Genomic DNA, 18419 nt, shown 5'->3' with positions numbered 1-18419 from the left:
GCCCCCGGGGGCCGCCCCCGGAGACAGGACGCTCCCGTGAACGCCCCGTCCTCCCCCCAGGTCGCCGTCATCGTCGACCCGTTCTCCTCCGGCGCCCAGTACGCGCCCCGGTTCGCCGAGTTCGGCATCCCCTCGGTCGCGGTCAGCTCGCTGCCCGAGGTACCCGCGGCCTACGCGGACTCCTGGGACGCCACCCGCTACCGGCAGCTGCTCGCCTTCGACGGCGACCTCGAACGGCTGGTGGCGCAGCTGCGCCCGCTGTCGCCGCGCTGCGTGCTGGCGGGCGCCGAGAGCGGCGTCGAGCTCACCGACCGGCTCACCGAGCGGCTGCTCCCGGAACAGGCCAACACCCCGCAGCTGTCGGCGGCGCGCCGCGACAAGGGCGCCATGGCGCAGGCGCTGCGCGCCGCCGGGGTCCCGACGATCCGCCAGATCTGCACCGACGACCCGGCGGCCGTCCGGGCCTGGATCGACCGGGAGGGCCTGGCCGGCCGCGACCTGGTGGTCAAGCCGCCCAAGAGCGGCAGCACCGACGGGGTCACCCGGGTGCCGGCCGGCGCGGACTGGCGGGTGCCGTTCGACGCCCAGCTGGGCCGGGTCAACCAGTGGCACAACCTCAACGACCGGATGATGGTGCAGGAGTACGCCCGGGGCACCGAGTTCGTGGTCGACACCTTCAGCCACCGGGGCCGGCACACCGTGGCCGACATCTGCCGCTACAGCAAGATCGACAACGGCGAGCAGATGGCCGTCTACGACAGCCTCACCTGGGTCTCCCCCGACGACCCCGCGGTGCCCGCGCTGACCCGCTACGCCGAGGCCGTGCTCGACGCGGTGGGCCTGCGCCACGGCGCCGCGCACATCGAGATCATGCTGACCGACGAGGGCCCGCGCCTGATCGAGATCAACTCCCGCCCGCACGGCGGCGGCCACCCCGCGTTCAACCTGACCGCCACCGGCGACAGCCAGGTGCACCGCGCGGTGCGCTGGTTCGCCCGCGAGGAGAGCGCCCCCAAGGGCTACCGGCTGCTGCGGCACATGACCGTGGTCTTCCTGATCGCCCGCCGCTCCGGCACGGTGTCCAACACCGCCGTCCTGGACGGGATCACGGAACTGGCGTCGTACCACCACTCGGCGGTCAGGCTCCGGGACGGCGACCGCCTGGAGGTCACCCGCGACCTGCTGGGCACCCTCACCCTCGGCTTCGCGGTGCTCGCGCACCCGGATCCGGCGCAGGTCGAACGGGACGTGGCCGCCGTCCGGGCCATGGAGGCCGCCCTCGTCGTCACGCCGGACTCCGCCGGCTCGCCTGGCTCCTCGGGCTCCGGCGGCTCCGCGCCGGTGGCGGCGGCACCGGGCCACGCCGCCCGATGACCCCGGGCGCCCTCGCCGTCGCCGCCAGCCCGGCCTTCCTGGCCAGCTGCGCGGCGGTGGTGTGCAGCCCGGGCCCGGACAGCATGCTGGTGCTGCGCCTGGTCAGCCGCACTCGCCGCCGCCCGCCGGTGCTGGCCGCCGCCGCGGGCATGCTGCTCGCCGGCGCCGGGTACGCGGTGCTGGCGGTCACCGGCGCCATGGCGGTCGTGGCGCTGCGGCCCGGACTGCTCCACGCCTGGCAGGCGGCGGGCGCGCTCGTGCTGGCCGTGACGGGCGGCCGCGCCCTGTGGGAGGCCCTGCGCGCCCGCCCGGCCGGGGCGCAGACGGAGGAGGCTGAGGGGGCGGGCGTCGACCGGCTGCCGCGGCACCTGCTGCTCGGCTTCCTCTCCACCGCGGGCAACCCGAAGGTCGGCCTGTTCCTGACGGTGTTCCTCCCGCAGTTCCTGCCGGCCGGCAGCCCGTCGGCCGGGGCGCTGCCGCTGCTGGCGGCGGTGTACCTGTCGATCGGGGCGCTGTGGCTCCTGCTGCTCACCGAGGTGGGCGTGCGGATCGTGACGGTGCGCGGGGCGAACGGGCGGGCCGCGTTCCCGCCGCTCGCGGAGCGGGTCGGCGGCGCGGTGGTGGGGCTGGTCCTGCTGGGCCTCGCCGCCGGGCTGCTCCTTCGGTGACCTGCCGGGAGGATGGACGGGTAGGTGTCCGGGTGGGTGTTCTCCGGGCGTCCGCGCGGCTTCCGGCCATGACGGACGGTCACGACAGACGGCGGCGAGGACGGGCAGGCTGGGGACGGGCGGGCTTCCGAGGGGCGGGCTTCCGAGGGGCAGGTGGAGATGGACAGCCAGGGCGGCGGCGCGGACCGGCGGCCGGGACCGGGCTCCGGGCCGCGGTGGCGGGCCCTCGGGGCAAGCCTGGACGGCGAGTTGGTGCTGCCCGGGGACGCCGGGTACGAGGTGGCGCGGCTGCCGCGCAACCTGCGGTACGCCGACCGGGCCCGCCCCGGGGCGGTCGCGTACTGCGCCGGGCCCGAGGACGTCGCCCGGTGCGTGCGGTTCGCCCGCCGGTACGGCCTGCGGCTCACGGTGCGCGGCGGCGGCCACTGCTACGGGGCCTGGTCCAGCCGGATGCCGCTGGTGGTCGACGTGTCCCGGCTGTCCGGCGTCCGGGTGGAGGCCGGCGGCCACGCGGAGATCGGCGCGGGCACCCCGCTGATCACCGTCTACGAGGAACTGGCCCGGCACGGCGTGACGGTGCCCGCCGGCAGCTGCCCGACCGTCGCCCTGGCCGGGCTGGCCCTCGGCGGCGGCCACGGGGTGGTCAGCCGCGCGTACGGGCTGACCTGCGACAGCCTGGTCGGCGCCGAGGTGGTGCTCCCCGACGGCCGGACGGTGCGCTGCGACGAGCGGATCGAACCCGACCTGCTGTGGGCCCTGCGCGGCGCGGGCAACGGCAACTTCGGCGTGGTCACCTCGCTGCGGATGCGCACCCACCCGGCCGCCGACCTGACCGCGTTCCGGGCCTCCTGGCCGTACCGGGAGGCGGGCACCGTCCTGGAGCACTGGCAGGACCGGGCGTTCACCGCCCCCGACCGCCTCTGGTCGCACTTCCTGCTGGAGACCCGCCCGGGCGGCCCGGTCACCGAGGTCGCCGGGTTCCTGCTCGGCGGCGGCGGGGAGGAGGAGGCCGAGCGGTGGCTGGACGGGCTGGAAGCCGCCGCCGGACCCGCCCGCGAACGGCAGGCCGTCCGCCGGTCGTACCTGGCCGCCGTACGGGCGAACGCCGGCGGCGAGGCCGTCATCGGGCGCCCGGACGAGCAGCGCGTCGCCTTCGCCGCGGCCTCGCACTTCTTCGACCGCGGGCTCGGCCCGCAGACCGTCCGGGAGACCCTCGCGGTGCTGCGGCGCGTGCCCGACGGCGTGTGCGCCTCGATCTCCTTCAACGTCCTCGGCGGCGCCGTCAACCGGGTGCCCGCCGACGCCACCGCCTTCGTGCACCGCGACGCGCGCTTCCTGGCCCAGTGCTACGCCTGGTGGCCCGCCGACGGCCCCTCCGGCCCGTCCGACGCCACCGAGGACGCCGAGGACGCCGCCGTCCGCTGGGTCGGCGAGGCCCGCGAGGCGCTGCGCCCGTACGCCTCCGGCCACGCCTACCAGAACTACCGCGACCCGCAGCTGGCCGACTGGCGGCGGGCGTACTACGGCGCCAACCTGCCCCGGCTGGAACGGCTGCGGGCGCGCTACGACCCGGACCGGCTGCTGGACTTCCCGCAGGCCCTGTGAACGGGCGGCACCGGCTCCCCGGGGGCCTTCGGGAAGGTGAGGGGAGGTCAGGCCGGCACGGGGCGGCAGCTGCGGCAGGCCCGGTAGCCCGCCGCCCGGGCGTCGGCGGCCGAACCGAACGGCACCCGGTGCCGGTCGGTGATGCGGCGGGCGTCGGCGCAGGTCGGGTAGCAGAAGATCCGGGTGGTGTCGCTGCCCAGGAAGTGGGTGCCGTCCGCGGCGAACCGGTGCAGGCGCTCCCCGTCGATGCCCTCGTGCGCGCGCAGCCGCTCGACCAGGTCGGCGGGCAGGCCGCAGTCGAGGGGCCGGCCGTCCTCGTCGCCGAGCCGGTGCACCGGGATCAGCACCGGAACGGGGTTGGCGCGCACCGCCGCCAGCAGGTCCGCCTCGTCCGCCTCCGGCAGCCCCGCCTCGCGGCCCAGCCAGCGCGGGGGCCGCAGTTGGCCGCGCGGGATGGCGCGCACCGCCTCCAGGACGCTGCGCTGCGCCTGCGGCAGGGGGCCGTAGTCGTAGCGCAGCATGCGGTCGCGGCCGGTGCGCAGCGCGCCGACGACGCCGGGCAGCGGTTTGCCGGCGGGCAGCGCGGTGCGGCCGGTGCGGCGCAGGTGGGCCTCCTCGAAGGCCTCCGCGCCGGGGTACCAGTCGACGGGTGCGGCTGCGACGACGGCGCCGCGTCCGTGGGCGACGAACAGGGCGGTGACCGGGCCGTCGACCACGGTGTACCGGTCGTACTCGCGGTCGGCGACGCCGGCGCGTTGCAGGATCCGGATCGCCAGGTCGGCGGGCATCGGTACCTGCAGGGCGTCGAGGCCGGGCACGGTGTCGCTGTCGCTGTCGCTGTCGGGCACGGTGTGGCCGCCGGGCGGTGGGATGTCCGTGGTCCGTGCGGTGGACGCCTTGGGCGTGGCCGCGCCGTTGACCGTGCGCCGTACCGCGTCGGGTGCCGCGTCGTACGGGGCCTGGCCGTACGGGTCCCGGCCGTACGGGTCCTGGCCGTCCGGGGCCGCGTGCGGGTGTCCGCTCATCCTCTCACCTCCTCTACCGCCAGCCGGGGTTGGCTGCGCAGTGCGGCCAGCCCCCGTGACACCTGGGCCTTGACGGTGCCTACCGGGCATTCCACCAGCTCCGCGATCTCCGCGTAGCTCAGCTCTCCGACGTGCCGCAGGACCACCGGCAGCCGGTGGTGTTCGGGCAGTTCGGCGAGCGCGGCCACCAATCTCCCCCGTTCGTCCGCGTGCTCCGCCCGCTGTTCGGGTCCGGGTTTGCCGTCCACCAGGGGCAGTTCCCGGACGTCCACCCCTTCCGCGGCGGCGGGCCGCCGGGTCAGCGTGCGGACGTGGTTGCGCCACACGTTCGTGCCGATCGCCAGCAGCCAGGCCTTCGGCTGCAGGGCCTGGCGCCGCGCCGGCGGGTAGTCGCGCAGCGCCGTGTACGCCCGCAGGAAGGTGTCCTGCACCAGGTCTTCCACGTCGCGCGACGCCCCGTTCAGGCGCAGCAGCACCGAGTACACGGCGCCGCCGTGGGTGCGCACGAGTTCGGCGAACCCACGGTCGAGGTCTGCCGCGAGCAGCTCGGTGAGCGGAGGAGGCATCTCGTCCATCGTCTCTGAGAACACCGCCGGCGGCGCTGCGGTTGCACCGGGGGGCGGGCGGTCCGGCCGGGGCCCTGCCGCGCCTTGCCGGGACCGTGCAGGGAACCGGCGTGGATCCTGCCGGGTCCTGTCGGCGCGGTGCGGGGCGGGGGTGGCTAGCGTGGCCGGGGTGGACGTGCGCGAACGTGCGCGAACGTCCGTGACGTGGGGTGGGGTGTGGGGCGATGACACCACTGGGGTTGAGCGTGTCCACCTGGTGGTGGATCGTCGCGCTGGTGACGGTGCTGTTCTGGGCGCTGGCGGTGCCGCCGCAGCCGATCCGGAAGTACCGGATCATGGTGTCCCTGGCGCCGCTGTCCGGAGCGCTCTTCCTGATCGGTCACCTGAGGGGCACGGGCCTGGCCTCGGCACTGTCCATGTACGCGCTGGCCCTGCTGTCGCTGGCGCTGGGGACGGCCGGGCACCTCGGGAAGCTGTCGCGCCGGCACCTCGCGGCGCAGAAGGCGGGCGACACGGACGAGGTGCCGATCCCCGCGGGCCTGCTGCTGCAGCTGTTCCTGTGCCTGACAGCGGGCATGGTGGCGTACTTCGTGATCCAGCCGTAGGCGCTCGGCCGGTCCCGGGCGTCGAGGAGCGGGGCCCGGCGCCGGCCGCGTCCTGCCGGTCCTCCATGATGCTGCTCATGACCGATGAGCCCTTGTCCGTGTCCCTCGCCGATCTGCGCGGTGCGTTCGACGTGCTGCTGAGCCGGCTGGAGGCCGCGACGGCGGGCGATGCCGTCGCCCTGGAGCAGGACTACTTCTGGGCGGTTCCGCAGGACGATCTGTACGACGTGACGAGGGAGCCGGGCGACCTGACGATCGGCTCCCTCGTGGAGTCCTGGGGGCAGGTGCGGGAGTTGCTCGCCGACCGGGACCGCGCTGTCGGACACCACCTGGTGTGGCTCGCCGACGTCCTGCGGGCGGTCGGGCGGGAGTTTCCGGCGTAGCGGGTCGTGGGTGCGCCGGCGAGGTCTGTCACCCGGGTCGGCCTCACGCCGGCGGGCGGCCGGCACGTGGCCGGCCGCCCGTCGGCGGCTCCCGCCGGGTGGGCGGGTGTCAGAGCGTGGTTCAGCCGAGGGTCAGCGACCTGGAGTGCGTCCGCCAGGCCTCGTCCACCGACATGGTCTCGCCCTTGTAGCTGGGGCTCGCGTAGCCGGTGGCCTGGGCGCCGGTGAACAGGTTGAACCAGCAGTTGGCGTACGGGCGCAGCGAGTACACGTGGTTGGTGAGCGGGGCGGGGATGTCGAACGAGTAGTCGGCGCTGTTCCCGTTGTAGCAATCGTGCGGGCCGGTGAAAGTCACCGATTCACCCTCGAAGAAGAAGTCCTGGTAGATCGTCCCCAGGACGACCAGGTTGGACAGGCCGGCCGAGCTGTTCAGTTCCTCGGCGAACGCGCTGTCACGGGCGGCCGCGGCGGCGCTCAGCGGGGCGTCGGTGACGTGCCCGCCGGTGGCGTAGCCGATGGCCTCGCGGTAGGTGCCGAAGCACTTCGACTGCCCGCCGTCCGCGTTCACCACGCAGTGCCGGTTCGAGGTTCCGGACGCCGCGGGCTGGGCGACGGCCGTGGCCGCGCCGGACAGGGACAGCGCGATCGCCGCCGCCGCGAGGGCGGTTCCGGTGCGCTTGAAGGAGCGTGCCATGCGTGATCAACTCCTGGCTCAGATGGGCGACTTGTCGAGCACCCGTGCTCGCCGGGGTGCTCTTCGCCGATTCTGTGCGAGGCCGTTCGGGGCGGGGTATCCGAGAAATCTAGGACATGTCCGCGTCACCTCGCTTCGCGGCCCGGCGGGCGGCGGTGCGGTCAGGCGATGCGGACCGTCAGGGGGCCCGTGCCGCTCGCGTGGGCGAGGTGGGCCGCTTCCTGCTCGAGCGCCTTCAGGGGAAGGGCGGCGCTGTCCGGGAACGGGGTGACCACCAGGTCCTGGCCGGTGGTCTCCCAGACGCCGACGATCCGGCCGTCGACCACGACGGTCGGGGAGATCCACCCGGACTGGCGGCTCACCAGGGCGCGGTGCCGCGGCGCGAGCAGCAGTTCGTCCTTGGTGCCGGGGCCGAGGACGTACTGGTCGAAGCCGCCGAGCAGGCGCACTCCCTCGGACGGGGTGGTGGCGGCGAGTTCCTCCGCGTGCTCGGTGAGGATGAGCGCCTTGCGGCCCTCGAACTCGACCTCGGTCAGCCGGTCGCCCATGCCCTCGAACCACCGGCGCAGCTTGGGCTTGCTGGTGCTGTTGAGGCACAGCCAGCGGTCGAACACCTCGGGCGTGGCGGGGCCGTGGGCGCCGAGGTAGGAGGCGATCACCACGGGCGCGGCCTCCTCGGGCGCGGGCACGCCGTTCCAGTCGGCGAACCGGCTCGCCGGCTTGACGAAGGTGACCTTGTTGCCCCGGCTGGGGCCGTGGCAGAGCACGCCGCGCCAGGCGAGCGGCTTGAGGACGGAGCCCCAGCCGGAGCGCAGCCGCTCCTCCATGCTCCTGAAGCGCCGGTCGGCGACGAGGCGGGTGACCAGTTCGTCGCGGGTGAGGGCCGCTCCCCCGTCGAGGATGCCGGAGACCTCGTCGGTCAGCGCGTCGATCTGCTCCGGGCTGACGCCGGAGGCCTTCTGCCAGGAGGGCTTGAGCCAGGTGCCCAGGTCCGCCATGAGCGACAGGTAGGCGCCGGCCTCGGCGGGGCGCAGCAGGTGGAGGGTGCCGCGTACGGCCCAGGTCTTCAGGAGGGTGCGGTCGGTGACGGCCTGGTCGACGCCGGTGGGGTCGGGGGTGGACTGGCGCAGGGCGACGGCGAGTTCGGCGGCGCTCCAGACCTGGGCCTGGACGCCGGCGAGCCTGCTGACGATCTCGCCCGCGCCGGCGCCGGTCCGCGGGTCGAGGTGCTGGCGCCGCATCCGCCAGGCGGTCACCTGCTCCTGGTCGACCTTCACGTCGCCCCCCTTTCAGCCAACGGGTTCCTCACCCTACACCGCGCCGGGCGGGGTGCCTTCAGGGGCAAGTGGCCTGGTGGGAAAGGGGGTTCGGGGCGGGGTCTGGTCAGAGGGGCTTGCGGCGGCCGGTCTCGCCCCTGAGGCCGCCGACGTTGATCGGTTGGAGGATGACGGTGATCGCGCCGGCCGAGAAGTGCTGCACGGGGCCGCCGGTGTTCCGTCCGTGGAAGCTGTGCGGCAGTGCCTGTCCGGTGGTCGGGTCGGTGCCGGCGGTGTACATGTCGATGATGCCCTCGTGGCCCTGGCGGGCCTTGGCGTCGTTGCCGTCGGCGGCCTGTTCCACGGTGATGTGGTCGTCGCCGTCGACGGCGACGACGGCGGCCACGTGGTAGGGCCAGCCGCTGGTGTTGTCGGGCCGCTCGTGGTCCCCGTGCCACGCGGTCTCCACGATGGCGAACGCCTGGCCGGGGTTGGGCCGTTCCTCGCCGTTCGCGTTCGGGCCGCCGGGCCGGGCGTTCGCGTAGGCCGTGGCGCCCTGGGCGTTCTCCTGGTCGCCCAGGCCGAACTGGTGGCCGCCCCGGGCGAATTCGCTGGCGTCCTGCCCCAGGGCCAGCCGCTGCTGGTGCATGATCTCCTCGGCGGTGTGGGCGCAGTCGGCGAGGAAGGCGGTCGACGGCTCGTACTGGGCGTAGGTGCGCCCCGCGATCTGCCCGCTCTGCCCGGTCGGCTCGCAGTACCGGGGCGCCGGGGCGCCCTCCGCGACCCAGAGGACGGTGGTGTCCGCGCCGGCTTCGACGGTCATGAGGTAGAGGCCGCTCTGCGAGACCCGTACGGGCCCCAGTTCCTCGGTGTCGACCTCGGCGAAGCGCTGGACGGCCGTCGCGCCGTCGCCGCGCGCCGCACCGTGGGTGTCCCGGTCGCCGTGGGTGCCCCGGTCGCCGTGGGTGTCCCGGTCGCCCGGCTCGGGCCTGCGGATCATCACCCGGTGCGCGTTGGCCTCGGCCTCGCGCTCGAAGCGGTCCCCGGGGTGGGAGATGCTCAGTCCCGACCCGTTGTCGGTACCGGCCACCGGGCCCTGGCGCTGCTGGATGACGTGCGTCAGTTCGTGGGCGAGGGTGTGCTTGTCGCCGCCGCCGTCGCCGATGACGACGTGGCTGCCGGAGGTGTAGGCGCGGGCGCCCACCTCGGCGGCGGAGGCGCGGGCCGCGGAGCCGGTGTGCAGGCGGACGTCGGAGAAGTCGGCGCCGAGGCGGGATTCCATCTCCTGGCGCAGCGTCCCGTCCAGCGGCTTGCCCGGCGCGCGCAGCACGTCGTGCACCGCGGACAGCTGCACCGGCTCGGCGTCGCCCTGCCGGTGGCGGTTGCGCTGGAGCATCCGGACGACGGCCGCGTTGCCGGTGGTGCGCTGCAGTTCGAGGAGCTTGCCGGGCGTCTGCCCGTCCGGGGTCCGTCCCGCCCGCGTGGCCGCGGCCCTGGTGGCGGGCTGCGGCTGCCTGTCCTGCTTCGCCGGCTCGTGCGCGTGCATGGGACTCCGCTCGTAGGGCTGGCCGTTTCGCTGTGCCCTCCCTGCATACCCGGTGCGGCGCTCGCGGGTAAGGGGTGGACGGGCACGATGCGGTGCCCGTCCAGGCAGCGCGCCCGGGCCGGTCCGGGCCGCGGGCCGGTCGAGCGGGGGCCGGTCGACCGGGGGCCGGTTCAGGCCTGCGGGCCGGCGTGGGCGATGTGCACGGGGTCGGGGACGTCCTCGACGGTGGTGCGGCGGCCGGTGGGGAGCAGGTCGGTGCTCTCGAAGGGCTCCAGGGTCTCCCGGCCCTCGGGCATCACCTGGTGGTGCCAGCGGCGCAGCAGCGGGTCGGGCTCGTCGGGGAGGTAGAAGGAGTTGTGGACGACGGCCTGCGCGCCCACCAGGCCCTCCTCGCGGGCGGTCGGGCTGTCGAGGACGGTCACCACGTCGCCGTTCTCGAAGGGCGGTGGTGTCGCGGCCTCCTCCTCGCCGACCTGGGCGCCGCGGACGGCGGGGTGCAGGAAGGTGTCGGTGCCGGTGCGTTCCCAGGCGGGCCAGTCGCCGTCCGAGTCGGGGCTCAGACCCAGGGCGCGCAGGCAGTCGGCGGTGGCGGACGTGGGCTCCAGCTCGACGTCGTAGCCGAGCAGTTCGGGGGTGCGCGGGTACGGGCCCCGGGAGGTGACCGTGGCGCGGCCGAACGGGGCCAGGGCGGCGGCGACTTCGCGGGTGAGTGCGGCGTCCTGCTCGGCGGGGGCCTCCAGCCAGAGGTTCATCCAGACGAGGCGGTGGGGGGCCAGGGCCATGGTGCGGTCGTCTCCAGGGTGGGGCGGTCGGCGGTGCCAGGGAATTCGGCCGGCTGTTCCGGTCAATTCACTGACGGCTGGGCATTGTTGGGGGATTCGGCGGAAGAAGGGGCGGCGCCGGCCCCGATGGTCGTTTTCTCCATCGGGGCCGGGCCGAAAGGCGTTACCGCCCGGGACGGTTCACCGTATTCAGTGCGTCACGTATCCGTCCGGGGCGATGTTGGCGTGCTCGAAGTCCTTCCCCTGGTTCTTGCCGCTGGAGAAGATGGAGAACTTCGTTCCCTTCTTCACCTGGACGTCCCATTCGTCCTTGCCGTCCGTCGCCTTCTTCCAGAGGTTGCCGTAGGCGTCCTTGAAACCGCCGCCGCGTTCCGGCTTGCCCATCCAGCCCTTCGGCGGGACGAACGGCACGGGGCCCTCGAGGTCGGTCGGCAGGTTGTGCTTGATCGCCGCGGCCCGCAGCTTGGTGTTCGTCTTGTACGCCTTCTCGGCGTCGCGGGCGAGGGAGTTGAGCGTGGCCACGCCGTCGCCGAGCTTGGTCACCGACATGTGCTTGAGGCTCTGGGCGGCCCATTCCACCCACTTCATGTCGGTCGCCCGCTTGGCGATCTTCTCGTTCTTGGCCAGCAGCTTGGCGATCTTCGCCGGCTTGCTCGCGGCGTCACCCAGGTACGGGATGAAGCCGACGGCGGACAGGCCCGCGCCGGTCCAGTCGCCGCGGAAGAGGCTGAGGACGCCCGAGGCCCCGTCGCTGATCGGGGTGGGGTCGAAGATGCCGGCGATGTCCAGCGCGAGGGTGGCGGCGTCGGCGGCGGAGATGCCGCCCTCCATGACCAGTTCCTCGTCCGGGTGCTCCGGCTCGTACCCGTCGTCCGAGCCGCCCGGGTCGCCGGGCTCGGCCGGGGCGGTGGCGTTCGCCTGGGCCTCCTGCCGGGCCAGGTCCATGGCGTGGGACAGCGCCTGGCCGGCGGCGGCGAGCGCCTCGGCGGCGCTCTGGCCGGCGGCGACGGCCGAGTTGTACGCCTGGTCGGCCGACGCGTAGGCGGCGCGGGCCGAAGCGGCGGCCGCGGTGGCGGAGTTGGCGGCGCGGTGGGCGGACTGGGTCGCCTGGGCGGCCGAGGTGCCGGCCGAGGCGGCCGCGTTCTTCGCCGTGGCGGCCGAGGCGGCGGCCTGGCGGGCCGAGGCGTCGGCGGCGGAGGCCGCGGCCGAGGCCTGGCCGGCGGCGACCGAGGCGGCGGCCGCGGAGTCGCCGGCCTGCCGGGCGTAGCCGGCGGCCTCGGCGGCGGCACCGCGCGCGGTGGCCGCGGCCTCGGCGGCCTCGGCGGCGTTGCGGGTGGCGGTCGCGGCGATCGCCTTGCCCTCGGCGACCAGGCGCTGGACGCTGGCGACGTGGACGGCGTCGGTCTGGTCGCGCTGGGCCGCCACGTACTGGGTGACGGCGACGAAGTCGCGCAGCAGCGGGGCGGGCCCGGAGAGCGCGACCTGGGCCGCGGCGCGGACCCGCGGTCCGCCCTGGACGCTGAGCCGCAGCGCCTCGACCTTGTCGTCCTCCTCGCGCGCCCGGTACTGGCCGGTGGCGACGAAGGCGAGCAGGGCCTCGGTGGTGCCGGTGTCGAGGGCGGCCGAGCCGGCCTCCTTGACGGCCTTGCCGCCCGCGTTCATCAGGGCGAGGACCTGGACCCGGTAGTCGTCCTTGAGCACGGTGTGCCGGCCGGTCTCCAGGAACGCCGCCCGCTGGTCCGCGGGGGTGTCGAGGGCGGCGAGGGCGGCCGCCTTGAGGGCGGGGGTGCCGGTCGTGGCGAGGTTGGCGATCTTCGTGTAGTCGTCCTGGGCCGCCGCCTCCTGGCGTCCGGTGGCGAGCCACTGCCGGACGTCGGCGTCGGTGCCGGACAGGGCGGCCTCGGCGGTGCGCTCGGTCCACGGCGAGCCGGTCGCCATCAGGTGGACGGCGGCCTTGCGGGCCTTGGCGAGGGCGGTCGCGGGCTCGGTGCCGGGCGCGGCGGCCTCGGCCAGGAGCTGCTTGGTCTCCTCGTCCTGGCGCTGGGCCTCGGCGCGCTCGGTCGCCTGGGCGGCCTGCTGCTCGGTGTACTGCTGCTTGAGCTCCTCGGCGGCCACGATGGCGAGGTCGCGGTTGCTCTCCAGGGCGGCCTTCTCGGCCTCCCGGGCGGTCTTCTCCACCTGATCGGCCTGGTTGGCGGCGCTGGTGGCCCGCTCCGCGGCCTTGACGGCGGCGTTGGCGTGCTCGGTGGCGAGGTTGGCCCAGTTGCCGGCCTGGCCGGCGTGGTTGGCCGCGTCCTCGGCCGCCTGGGCGGCGGCGGTGGCGTGTCCGGCGGACTCGGTGGCGGCGGCGCGCGCCTGCTGGGCCGCCGTCAGGGCCTGCGTCGCCATCGTCTTGGCGGTGCCGGCGGCGGCGCTGGCGGTGGCGGACAGGCGGCGGGCCTTGGCGGCGGCCGCGTTCGCCCGCTGGGCCTCGGCCTGGGCCACCGCGCTGTTGCCGCCCGCGTCGGCGGCGGCCTGGGCGGCGGCGGCGGCGTGGAGGCCGGCGTCGACGGCCTGGCCGACCGAGGTGAGGGCCTCGGTCAGGGCGCCGACGGCCCGGAACACGGACTCGGCGGCCGTGGTGGCGCCCTGCGCGGCGTCCCGGGCGGCCTTGGCGGCGTCCCGGGCGGCGGCGGCCTGCGACTCGTCCTTCGCGGCGGCGGAGGCCGCCTCGTAGGCGCGGGCCGCCGCCCGCCCCGCGGCGGCCGCGGCGGACGCCGCGGCGGACGCCGCAGCGGACGCGGTGCGGGCCGCGCTGCTGGCCGCGTTGGCGGCGTTGATCGCGGTGCGGGCGGCGTTGGCCGCGCTCTCGGCGGCGTCGGCGGCGCGGTGGGCGGCGGCGGTCGCCTTCTGGGCGGAGCCCTGGGCGGCGGCGGTCTCGGCGGCCGCCTTCTGGGCCGCCTCCTTGGCCAGGCGCGCGGCGTCGACGGCGCGGCCCGAGGCCTCCTTCGCGGCGGCGGTCTCCTTGGCGGCCTCCTGGCCGGCCTGGCGGGCGGTCTCGACCAGCTGGCCGACCGTCATGGCCTCCTGGTCCTGGGCGCGGGCCGCGTACTGGCCCTCCCGCAGGAACTCCCGTACGGCGCCGGCGCCGGCGCTCAGGGCGGCGCTGCCCGCGCTCTTCACCTGCGGGCCGCCGAAGTTCATCAGCCGCAGGGCCTGGACCCGGTCGTCCTCCTCCTGCGCCTTCTGCAGGTCGACGGAGAGGAACTGGGCGACGGCCTCGGGTGAGCCGTCGTTGAGGGCCTTCTGCCCGGCCTCCTGCACCGCGGTGCCGCCGGTGTTCATCGCGCGCAGCACGCTGACCTTGCGGTCGTCGGCCAGCGGCGCGTTCCAGCCGGTCGCCAGGAAGGCGTGCACGTCCTGCGGCGTTCCGGCGAGCGCGGTCTGCGCGGCCTCGCGCACGCCGGGCCCGCTGACGTTCAGCAGCTGGAGGACGGCGAGCCGCTCGTCCTGCTCGGTGGCGATCCTGCGCCCGGTGTCCAGGAAGGCGGCGATGTCGCCGTCGGTGCCGGCCAGGGCGGCCTCGGCGGCGGCCTTCACGGAGTCGCCGCCGGTCCTCCACTCGGCGACGGCCTGGGCCCGCGGGCTCGCGCCGGGCGTCCCGTCCGTCGCGGCGGCGGCGCCGGAGAGCGACCCGGTAGTGAGAACGATCACGGTGGCGGCCGCCAGGAGACGGGCCGTCAGTCCGTGGCGTGGCCGTAGGGGGGATGCGGCCTTCCAGCGCCCCCCAGGTATCTGCTGTGTCATATCCCCTCGAAAACACGTCAGTTCGGTAGAAGGACCGATTGGTTCGGCCCGTCCGACCGCACATGATGGCACGTCGGACGGAAACTTTGGATACCGCTCCTTGGCTGACGAGAGGTCAAGCCATTACTTTTGGCTCCTGGTTCGCAATTCACTGCATCGTGGACATCTCGGGGTCGGCGGCCGCCCCCGATGGTGATATCAATGTCCCCGTCAGTTCGGTGGGGGGATGGCAGGTCCTGGAATGCGCGTGCCCGTGCACGGCGTCCGTCCGGGATCCCGCGGGTCTTCGCACCGGCGGGACACTTCATGACGGAAAAGACCACATCCATGGGGGGTGAGGAGCCCGAATGAGGGCCTCTTCTCGAATCCTGGCCGCCGCCGCGACGGCCGGTCTCACGCTTCTCGCCGGAACCGCCGGCGTCCCGGTCGCCCACGCGTCGACCACCGGTACCGCACCGTTCACCGTCGAGGACTACTCCTACCCGGGCGCGGACCGCGTCCTGGCCGAGCAGGGCATCCGCCTGAAGTCCGGCAACGGCAACATCACGCTCACCACCTGCTCGGCCGGCGGCGCCGGCCTCCTGCGGATCATGGCGCGCACCCGGGACGACATCTGCTTCCGGATGACCGGCACCGTCGGCCGCCTCAGCCTCGAGGTGCCGCGGGTGCACGGCATCCAGAGCGACGGCGTGCGCGACGTGTCCGTGTCGATGTCCGTCGACGGCACCACCACCTCGTTCAAGGTGGACAAGAGCCTGTGGACGGCGGTCGGCGAGGCCGCCGACCCCCAGAGCCGCCCCCACACCCTGCTGGACATCACGGCCACCGGGCCGGTCTCGTCCAACTCCGGCCTGTCGGACCGCCCCTACGTGGCCAAGCTCGACATCGGCGGCCGCGGCTGCACCGGCACGCTGGTCGACCCGCGCTGGGTGCTCACCGCCGCGAGCTGCTTCGCCGACGACCCCGCCCAGTCCCTCGCCGTCCCGGCGGGCGCCCCGAAGAAGCGGACCACCGTGACGGTCGGGCGCGGGGACCTCAACGGCACCGGCGGCCACACCACCGACATCGTCGAGCTGGTGCCGCGCGCCGACCGCGACCTGGTGATGGCCCGGCTGGACCTGCCCGCCTACGGCATCACCCCGGTCGCCGTGGCCGCCACCGCCCCGGTCCAGGGCGAGGAGCTGAAGGTCACCGGCTACGGCCGCACCCGCACGGAGTGGGTCCCCGCCGCTCCCCACACGGCGGCGTTCAGTGTCGGCACCGTCGAGGCCACCGGCATCGACGTGGCGGCCAAGGCCCCCGCCGACGCCACCGTCTGCCTGGGCGACGCCGGCGGTCCCGCCGTCCGCGAGGCGGCCGGCAAGGCCGAGGTCGTCGCCGTCACCAGCCGCTCCTGGCAGGGCGGTTGCCTCACCTCCGCCGAGACCCGCACCGGCGCCTACGAGACCCGGGTGGACGACCTCGGACCGTGGATCACGGCCCTGCGGGACCGTCGTTCCGCCGCCGTGAACGAGGCCGGCACCGGCCGTCTGCGCTTCACGGACTTCGACGGCGACGGCAAGCCCGACTACGTGACGGTCGAGGACAACGGCTCGGTCAAGGTCTGGCTGAACCACGGCGGCGACCCGGCGGGCGGCTGGCAGGGCATCGGCCAGGTCGCCACCGGCGTCACCACCGACCGCTCCCGCGTGCGGCTCGCCGACTTCAACGGCGACGGCAAGGCCGACTACATCGTCGTCAACCCCGACGGCTCCGTGAACGTCTGGCTCAACCACGGCGGCGACCAGGTCCGCGCCTGGGAGCCCGTCGGCCGCGTCGCCGTCGGCGTCACCAACCGCCAGGACCAGGTCCGCTTCGCCGACTTCGACGGCGACGGCCGCGCCGACTACCTGGTCATCGAGGACAGCGGCGCCGTCAAGGTCTGGCTGAACCGCGGCGGCGACATCGCCGGTCCCAACGGCTGGCAGGGCATCGGCCAGGTCGCCACCGGCGTCACCTCCGACCGCTCCCGGGTGCGGCTCGCCGACTTCAACGGCGACGGCAAGGCCGACTACATCGTCGTGAGCGCCGACGGCTCCGTGAACGTCTGGCTCAACCGCGGCGGCGACCAGGTCGCCCCCTGGGAGTCCGTCGGTCGCGTCGCCGCCGGTCTGACGACGGACAACAACGCCGTCTTCCTGACGGACTTCACCGGTGACGGCCGCGCCGACTACCTCTGGAACGCCGGCGACGGCAGCACCAGCGCGTACGCCAACAAGGGCGGCGACGGGCACGGCGGCTGGGACTTCCTCGGCCGGATCGCCTCCGGCGCCTGAGCCCGGGCCCCCGATCCCGGACCGTTCCGCCACCGGATCCACCATCCGCGTGGACGGGCCCGAGCGACCGCCGTGCGCGGCGGCCGCTCGGGCCCGTCCCGTGTTCCCCTCGCCTCCCCAAGACTGGAAACCCTCGTGAAACGCGTCTCCCTGATCGCCCTGGCCGCCCTCACCGCCGCCCTGGCCCCGACCGCGGCCTCCGCCGGGACCCCGGCCGCGCCCGCTGCTGTTACCTCCGCCGCCGCCGCTGCCGCGACCCCGGCGCCGGCTCCGATCCCGATCAAGGTCATGCCGCTCGGTGACTCGATCACCGACGGGGCGGGCAGCACCACCGGCGCGGGCTACCGCGCACCCCTGTGGGACCTGACCGCCCAGCAGTCCCCGTACACCGTCGACCTGGTCGGCACCTCCTCCTCCGGCGCCGTCGCGGACCCCGACCACGAGGGGCACAGCGGCTACCGGATCGACCAGGTCCGCGCGGACATCGACCGCTGGCTGTCCGCCGCCGACCCCGACGTCGTCCTGCTGCACCTCGGCATCAACGACCTGAAGTGGGACGCGAACGCCGACCCGGTGCAGGCCGCCCAGCGGCTGTCCGACCTGGTCGACCGCATCTTCGCCGACAAGCCGGGCGTGACCGTCGTCGTGCAGGGCCTGCTGACCGCCACCCCCGGTCTGGAGCAGAAGACCGCCGTGTTCAACCGCGAGTTCGCCGCGCTCCAGGACCGGGGCCAGAACCCGGCCGGTGGGGCCGCCGGCCGGCACTTCCGGTACGTGGGCCCGGCGGACCTCGACGCCGCGGCCGACCTCCCGGACCGGCTGCACCCCAACGACGGCGGCTACCGCAAGATGGCCGAGGTCTTCCACCGGGCGCTGGACCAGGCCGTCGCCGACGGCTGGACGTCCCGCCCCGCGGCCCCCCGGGCCGGCAACGAGGTGGGCGGCAGCGGGCGCGTGCGGTGGGCGGACTTCGACGGCGACGGCAAGCCCGACTACGTGACGGTCGAGGACAGCGGCGCCGTCCGGGTCTGGCTGAACCGCGGCGGCGACCCGGCCGGCGCGGGCGGCTGGCAGGGCATCGGCCAGGTCGCCACCGGCGTCACCACCGACCGCAGCCGCGTGCGGCTCGCCGACTTCGACGGCGACGGCAAGGCCGACTACATCGTCGTCAACCCCGACGGCTCCGTGAACGTCTGGCTCAACCACGGCGGCGACCAGGTCGCCCCCTGGGAGCCCCTCGGACGGGTCGCCACCGGCGTCACCAACCGCCAGGACCAGGTCCGCTTCGCCGACTTCGACGGCGACGGCCGCACCGACTACCTGGTCATCGAGGACAGCGGCGCCGTCAAGGCCTGGCTGAACCGCGGCGGCGACCCGGCCGGCGCGGGCGGCTGGTACGGCATCGGCCAGGTCGCCACCGGCGTCACCACCGACCGCAGCCGCGTGCGGCTCGCCGACCTCGACGGCGACGGCAAGGCCGACTACCTCCTGATCAACCCCGACGGCTCCGTCGGCGCCTGGCTCAACCACGGCGGCGACCGCCACGGCGGCTGGCTGCCCACCGGCCGGATCGCCACCGGCGTCACCGACCACCAGGAGCAGGTCGCCCTCGTCGACTTCGACGGCGACACCCACGCCGACTACCTCCTGACGGACACCGGCGGCGCCGTCACCGCCTACGCCTACCGCGGGGGCGACGGCGCCGGCGGCTGGGCCGACCTCGGCCGCATCGCCGGCGGCGCGTAGCGGCGCGGGGGGGGGGGGGGGCCCCCCGGCGCGGCGGGGGGGGGGGCGGGGGGCCGCTGGTCCGCGGC

At 75.1% G+C, this 18419-nt stretch carries 14 protein-coding genes; 7 read left to right on the top strand and 7 right to left on the bottom strand.

The window, feature by feature from the left end; translation table 11 throughout:
- The first annotated feature begins 36 nt into the window (after positions 1–36).
- The 3 genes from ACGF0D_RS26585 (at position 37) to ACGF0D_RS26575 (ending at position 3647) form a co-directional block, all read left to right on the top strand.
- Entirely contained in the window at positions 37–1374 is a 1338-nt protein-coding gene (locus ACGF0D_RS26585) for an ATP-grasp domain-containing protein (protein ID WP_392920368.1), read from the top strand.
- Positions 1371–2042 carry a LysE family translocator gene (locus tag ACGF0D_RS26580; protein ID WP_392920365.1) on the top strand — a complete coding sequence of 224 codons (672 nt, stop codon included), beginning with the start codon at positions 1371–1373 and terminating at the stop codon, positions 2040–2042. The genes ACGF0D_RS26585 and ACGF0D_RS26580 overlap by 4 nt, the downstream gene beginning before the upstream one ends.
- A gap of 159 nt (positions 2043–2201) precedes the next feature.
- Complete coding sequence (locus ACGF0D_RS26575) at positions 2202–3647, top strand: FAD-binding oxidoreductase (protein WP_392920362.1); 1446 nt, start codon at positions 2202–2204, stop codon at positions 3645–3647.
- Between the two features lie 47 nt (positions 3648–3694).
- On the opposite strand, the gene ACGF0D_RS26570 is transcribed toward ACGF0D_RS26575, so the two are convergent.
- Both ACGF0D_RS26570 and ACGF0D_RS26565 read right to left on the bottom strand, forming a co-directional pair.
- Entirely contained in the window at positions 3695–4672 is a 978-nt protein-coding gene (locus ACGF0D_RS26570) for an Ada metal-binding domain-containing protein (RefSeq protein WP_392920359.1), read from the bottom strand.
- Positions 4669–5238 (bottom strand): RNA polymerase sigma factor, encoded by a 570-nt coding sequence (locus ACGF0D_RS26565; RefSeq protein ID WP_392883261.1) that lies wholly within the window; start codon positions 5236–5238, stop codon positions 4669–4671. Before ACGF0D_RS26565 ends, ACGF0D_RS26570 begins: the two co-directional genes overlap by 4 nt.
- A gap of 239 nt (positions 5239–5477) precedes the next feature.
- On the opposite strand from ACGF0D_RS26565, the gene ACGF0D_RS26560 reads away from it, so the two are divergent.
- Both ACGF0D_RS26560 and ACGF0D_RS26555 read left to right on the top strand, forming a co-directional pair.
- Positions 5478–5843, top strand: coding sequence for a hypothetical protein (locus ACGF0D_RS26560; RefSeq protein ID WP_392920357.1), 366 nt, complete (start codon positions 5478–5480; stop codon positions 5841–5843).
- 77 nt (positions 5844–5920) lie between these two features.
- Complete coding sequence (locus ACGF0D_RS26555; RefSeq protein ID WP_392920354.1) at positions 5921–6226, top strand: hypothetical protein; 306 nt, start codon at positions 5921–5923, stop codon at positions 6224–6226.
- A 121-nt stretch (positions 6227–6347) separates the two neighbouring features.
- Here ACGF0D_RS26555 and ACGF0D_RS26550 read toward each other — a convergent pair whose 3' ends face one another.
- The 5 genes from ACGF0D_RS26550 to ACGF0D_RS26530 form a co-directional block, all read right to left on the bottom strand.
- The gene (locus ACGF0D_RS26550) at positions 6348–6920 is read right to left on the bottom strand and encodes a hypothetical protein (RefSeq protein ID WP_392920352.1); all 573 of its coding nucleotides are present in this window, start codon (positions 6918–6920) and stop codon (positions 6348–6350) included.
- A 161-nt stretch (positions 6921–7081) separates the two neighbouring features.
- Positions 7082–8197, bottom strand: coding sequence for a winged helix DNA-binding domain-containing protein (locus ACGF0D_RS26545; RefSeq protein ID WP_392920349.1), 1116 nt, complete (start codon positions 8195–8197; stop codon positions 7082–7084).
- A 106-nt stretch (positions 8198–8303) separates the two neighbouring features.
- A complete protein-coding gene (locus tag ACGF0D_RS26540; RefSeq protein ID WP_392920346.1) occupies positions 8304–9722 on the bottom strand; it encodes a DUF4157 domain-containing protein in 1419 nt (472 codons plus the stop codon).
- A 170-nt stretch (positions 9723–9892) separates the two neighbouring features.
- The gene (locus ACGF0D_RS26535; protein WP_392920343.1) at positions 9893–10504 is read right to left on the bottom strand and encodes a hypothetical protein; all 612 of its coding nucleotides are present in this window, start codon (positions 10502–10504) and stop codon (positions 9893–9895) included.
- 189 nt (positions 10505–10693) lie between these two features.
- Positions 10694–14197: a hypothetical protein gene (locus ACGF0D_RS26530; protein WP_392920340.1), complete on the bottom strand. Its 3504-nt coding sequence runs from the start codon at positions 14195–14197 to the stop codon at positions 10694–10696.
- 440 nt (positions 14198–14637) lie between these two features.
- Here ACGF0D_RS26530 and ACGF0D_RS26525 point away from each other — a divergent pair, with 440 nt between their 5' ends.
- Together ACGF0D_RS26525 and ACGF0D_RS26520 are read left to right on the top strand one after the other, a co-directional pair.
- Positions 14638–16605: an FG-GAP-like repeat-containing protein gene (locus ACGF0D_RS26525; RefSeq protein WP_392920337.1), complete on the top strand. Its 1968-nt coding sequence runs from the start codon at positions 14638–14640 to the stop codon at positions 16603–16605.
- 135 nt (positions 16606–16740) lie between these two features.
- The gene (locus ACGF0D_RS26520) at positions 16741–18351 is read left to right on the top strand and encodes an FG-GAP-like repeat-containing protein (protein ID WP_392920335.1); all 1611 of its coding nucleotides are present in this window, start codon (positions 16741–16743) and stop codon (positions 18349–18351) included.
- Positions 18352–18419: the final 68 nt, after the last annotated feature.

Origin of the sequence: Kitasatospora sp. NPDC048298, from assembly GCF_043201465.1 — a bacterium.
Lineage (GTDB): Bacteria > Actinomycetota > Actinomycetes > Streptomycetales > Streptomycetaceae > Kitasatospora.
This window is presented reverse-complemented; position numbering and strand designations above follow the sequence as displayed.

Coding starts and splice junctions, on each gene's coding strand:
- ACGF0D_RS26555 (WP_392920354.1), top strand. CDS start 5,921: ATGACCGATGAGCCCTTGTCCGTGTCCCTCGCCGATCTGCGCGGTGCG.
- ACGF0D_RS26525 (WP_392920337.1), top strand. CDS start 14,638: ATGAGGGCCTCTTCTCGAATCCTGGCCGCCGCCGCGACGGCCGGTCTC.
- ACGF0D_RS26540 (WP_392920346.1), bottom strand. CDS start 9,722: ATGCACGCGCACGAGCCGGCGAAGCAGGACAGGCAGCCGCAGCCCGCC.
- ACGF0D_RS26550 (WP_392920352.1), bottom strand. CDS start 6,920: ATGGCACGCTCCTTCAAGCGCACCGGAACCGCCCTCGCGGCGGCGGCG.
- ACGF0D_RS26535 (WP_392920343.1), bottom strand. CDS start 10,504: ATGGCCCTGGCCCCCCACCGCCTCGTCTGGATGAACCTCTGGCTGGAG.
- ACGF0D_RS26565 (WP_392883261.1), bottom strand. CDS start 5,238: ATGCCTCCTCCGCTCACCGAGCTGCTCGCGGCAGACCTCGACCGTGGG.
- ACGF0D_RS26575 (WP_392920362.1), top strand. CDS start 2,202: ATGGACAGCCAGGGCGGCGGCGCGGACCGGCGGCCGGGACCGGGCTCC.
- ACGF0D_RS26580 (WP_392920365.1), top strand. CDS start 1,371: ATGACCCCGGGCGCCCTCGCCGTCGCCGCCAGCCCGGCCTTCCTGGCC.
- ACGF0D_RS26570 (WP_392920359.1), bottom strand. CDS start 4,672: ATGAGCGGACACCCGCACGCGGCCCCGGACGGCCAGGACCCGTACGGC.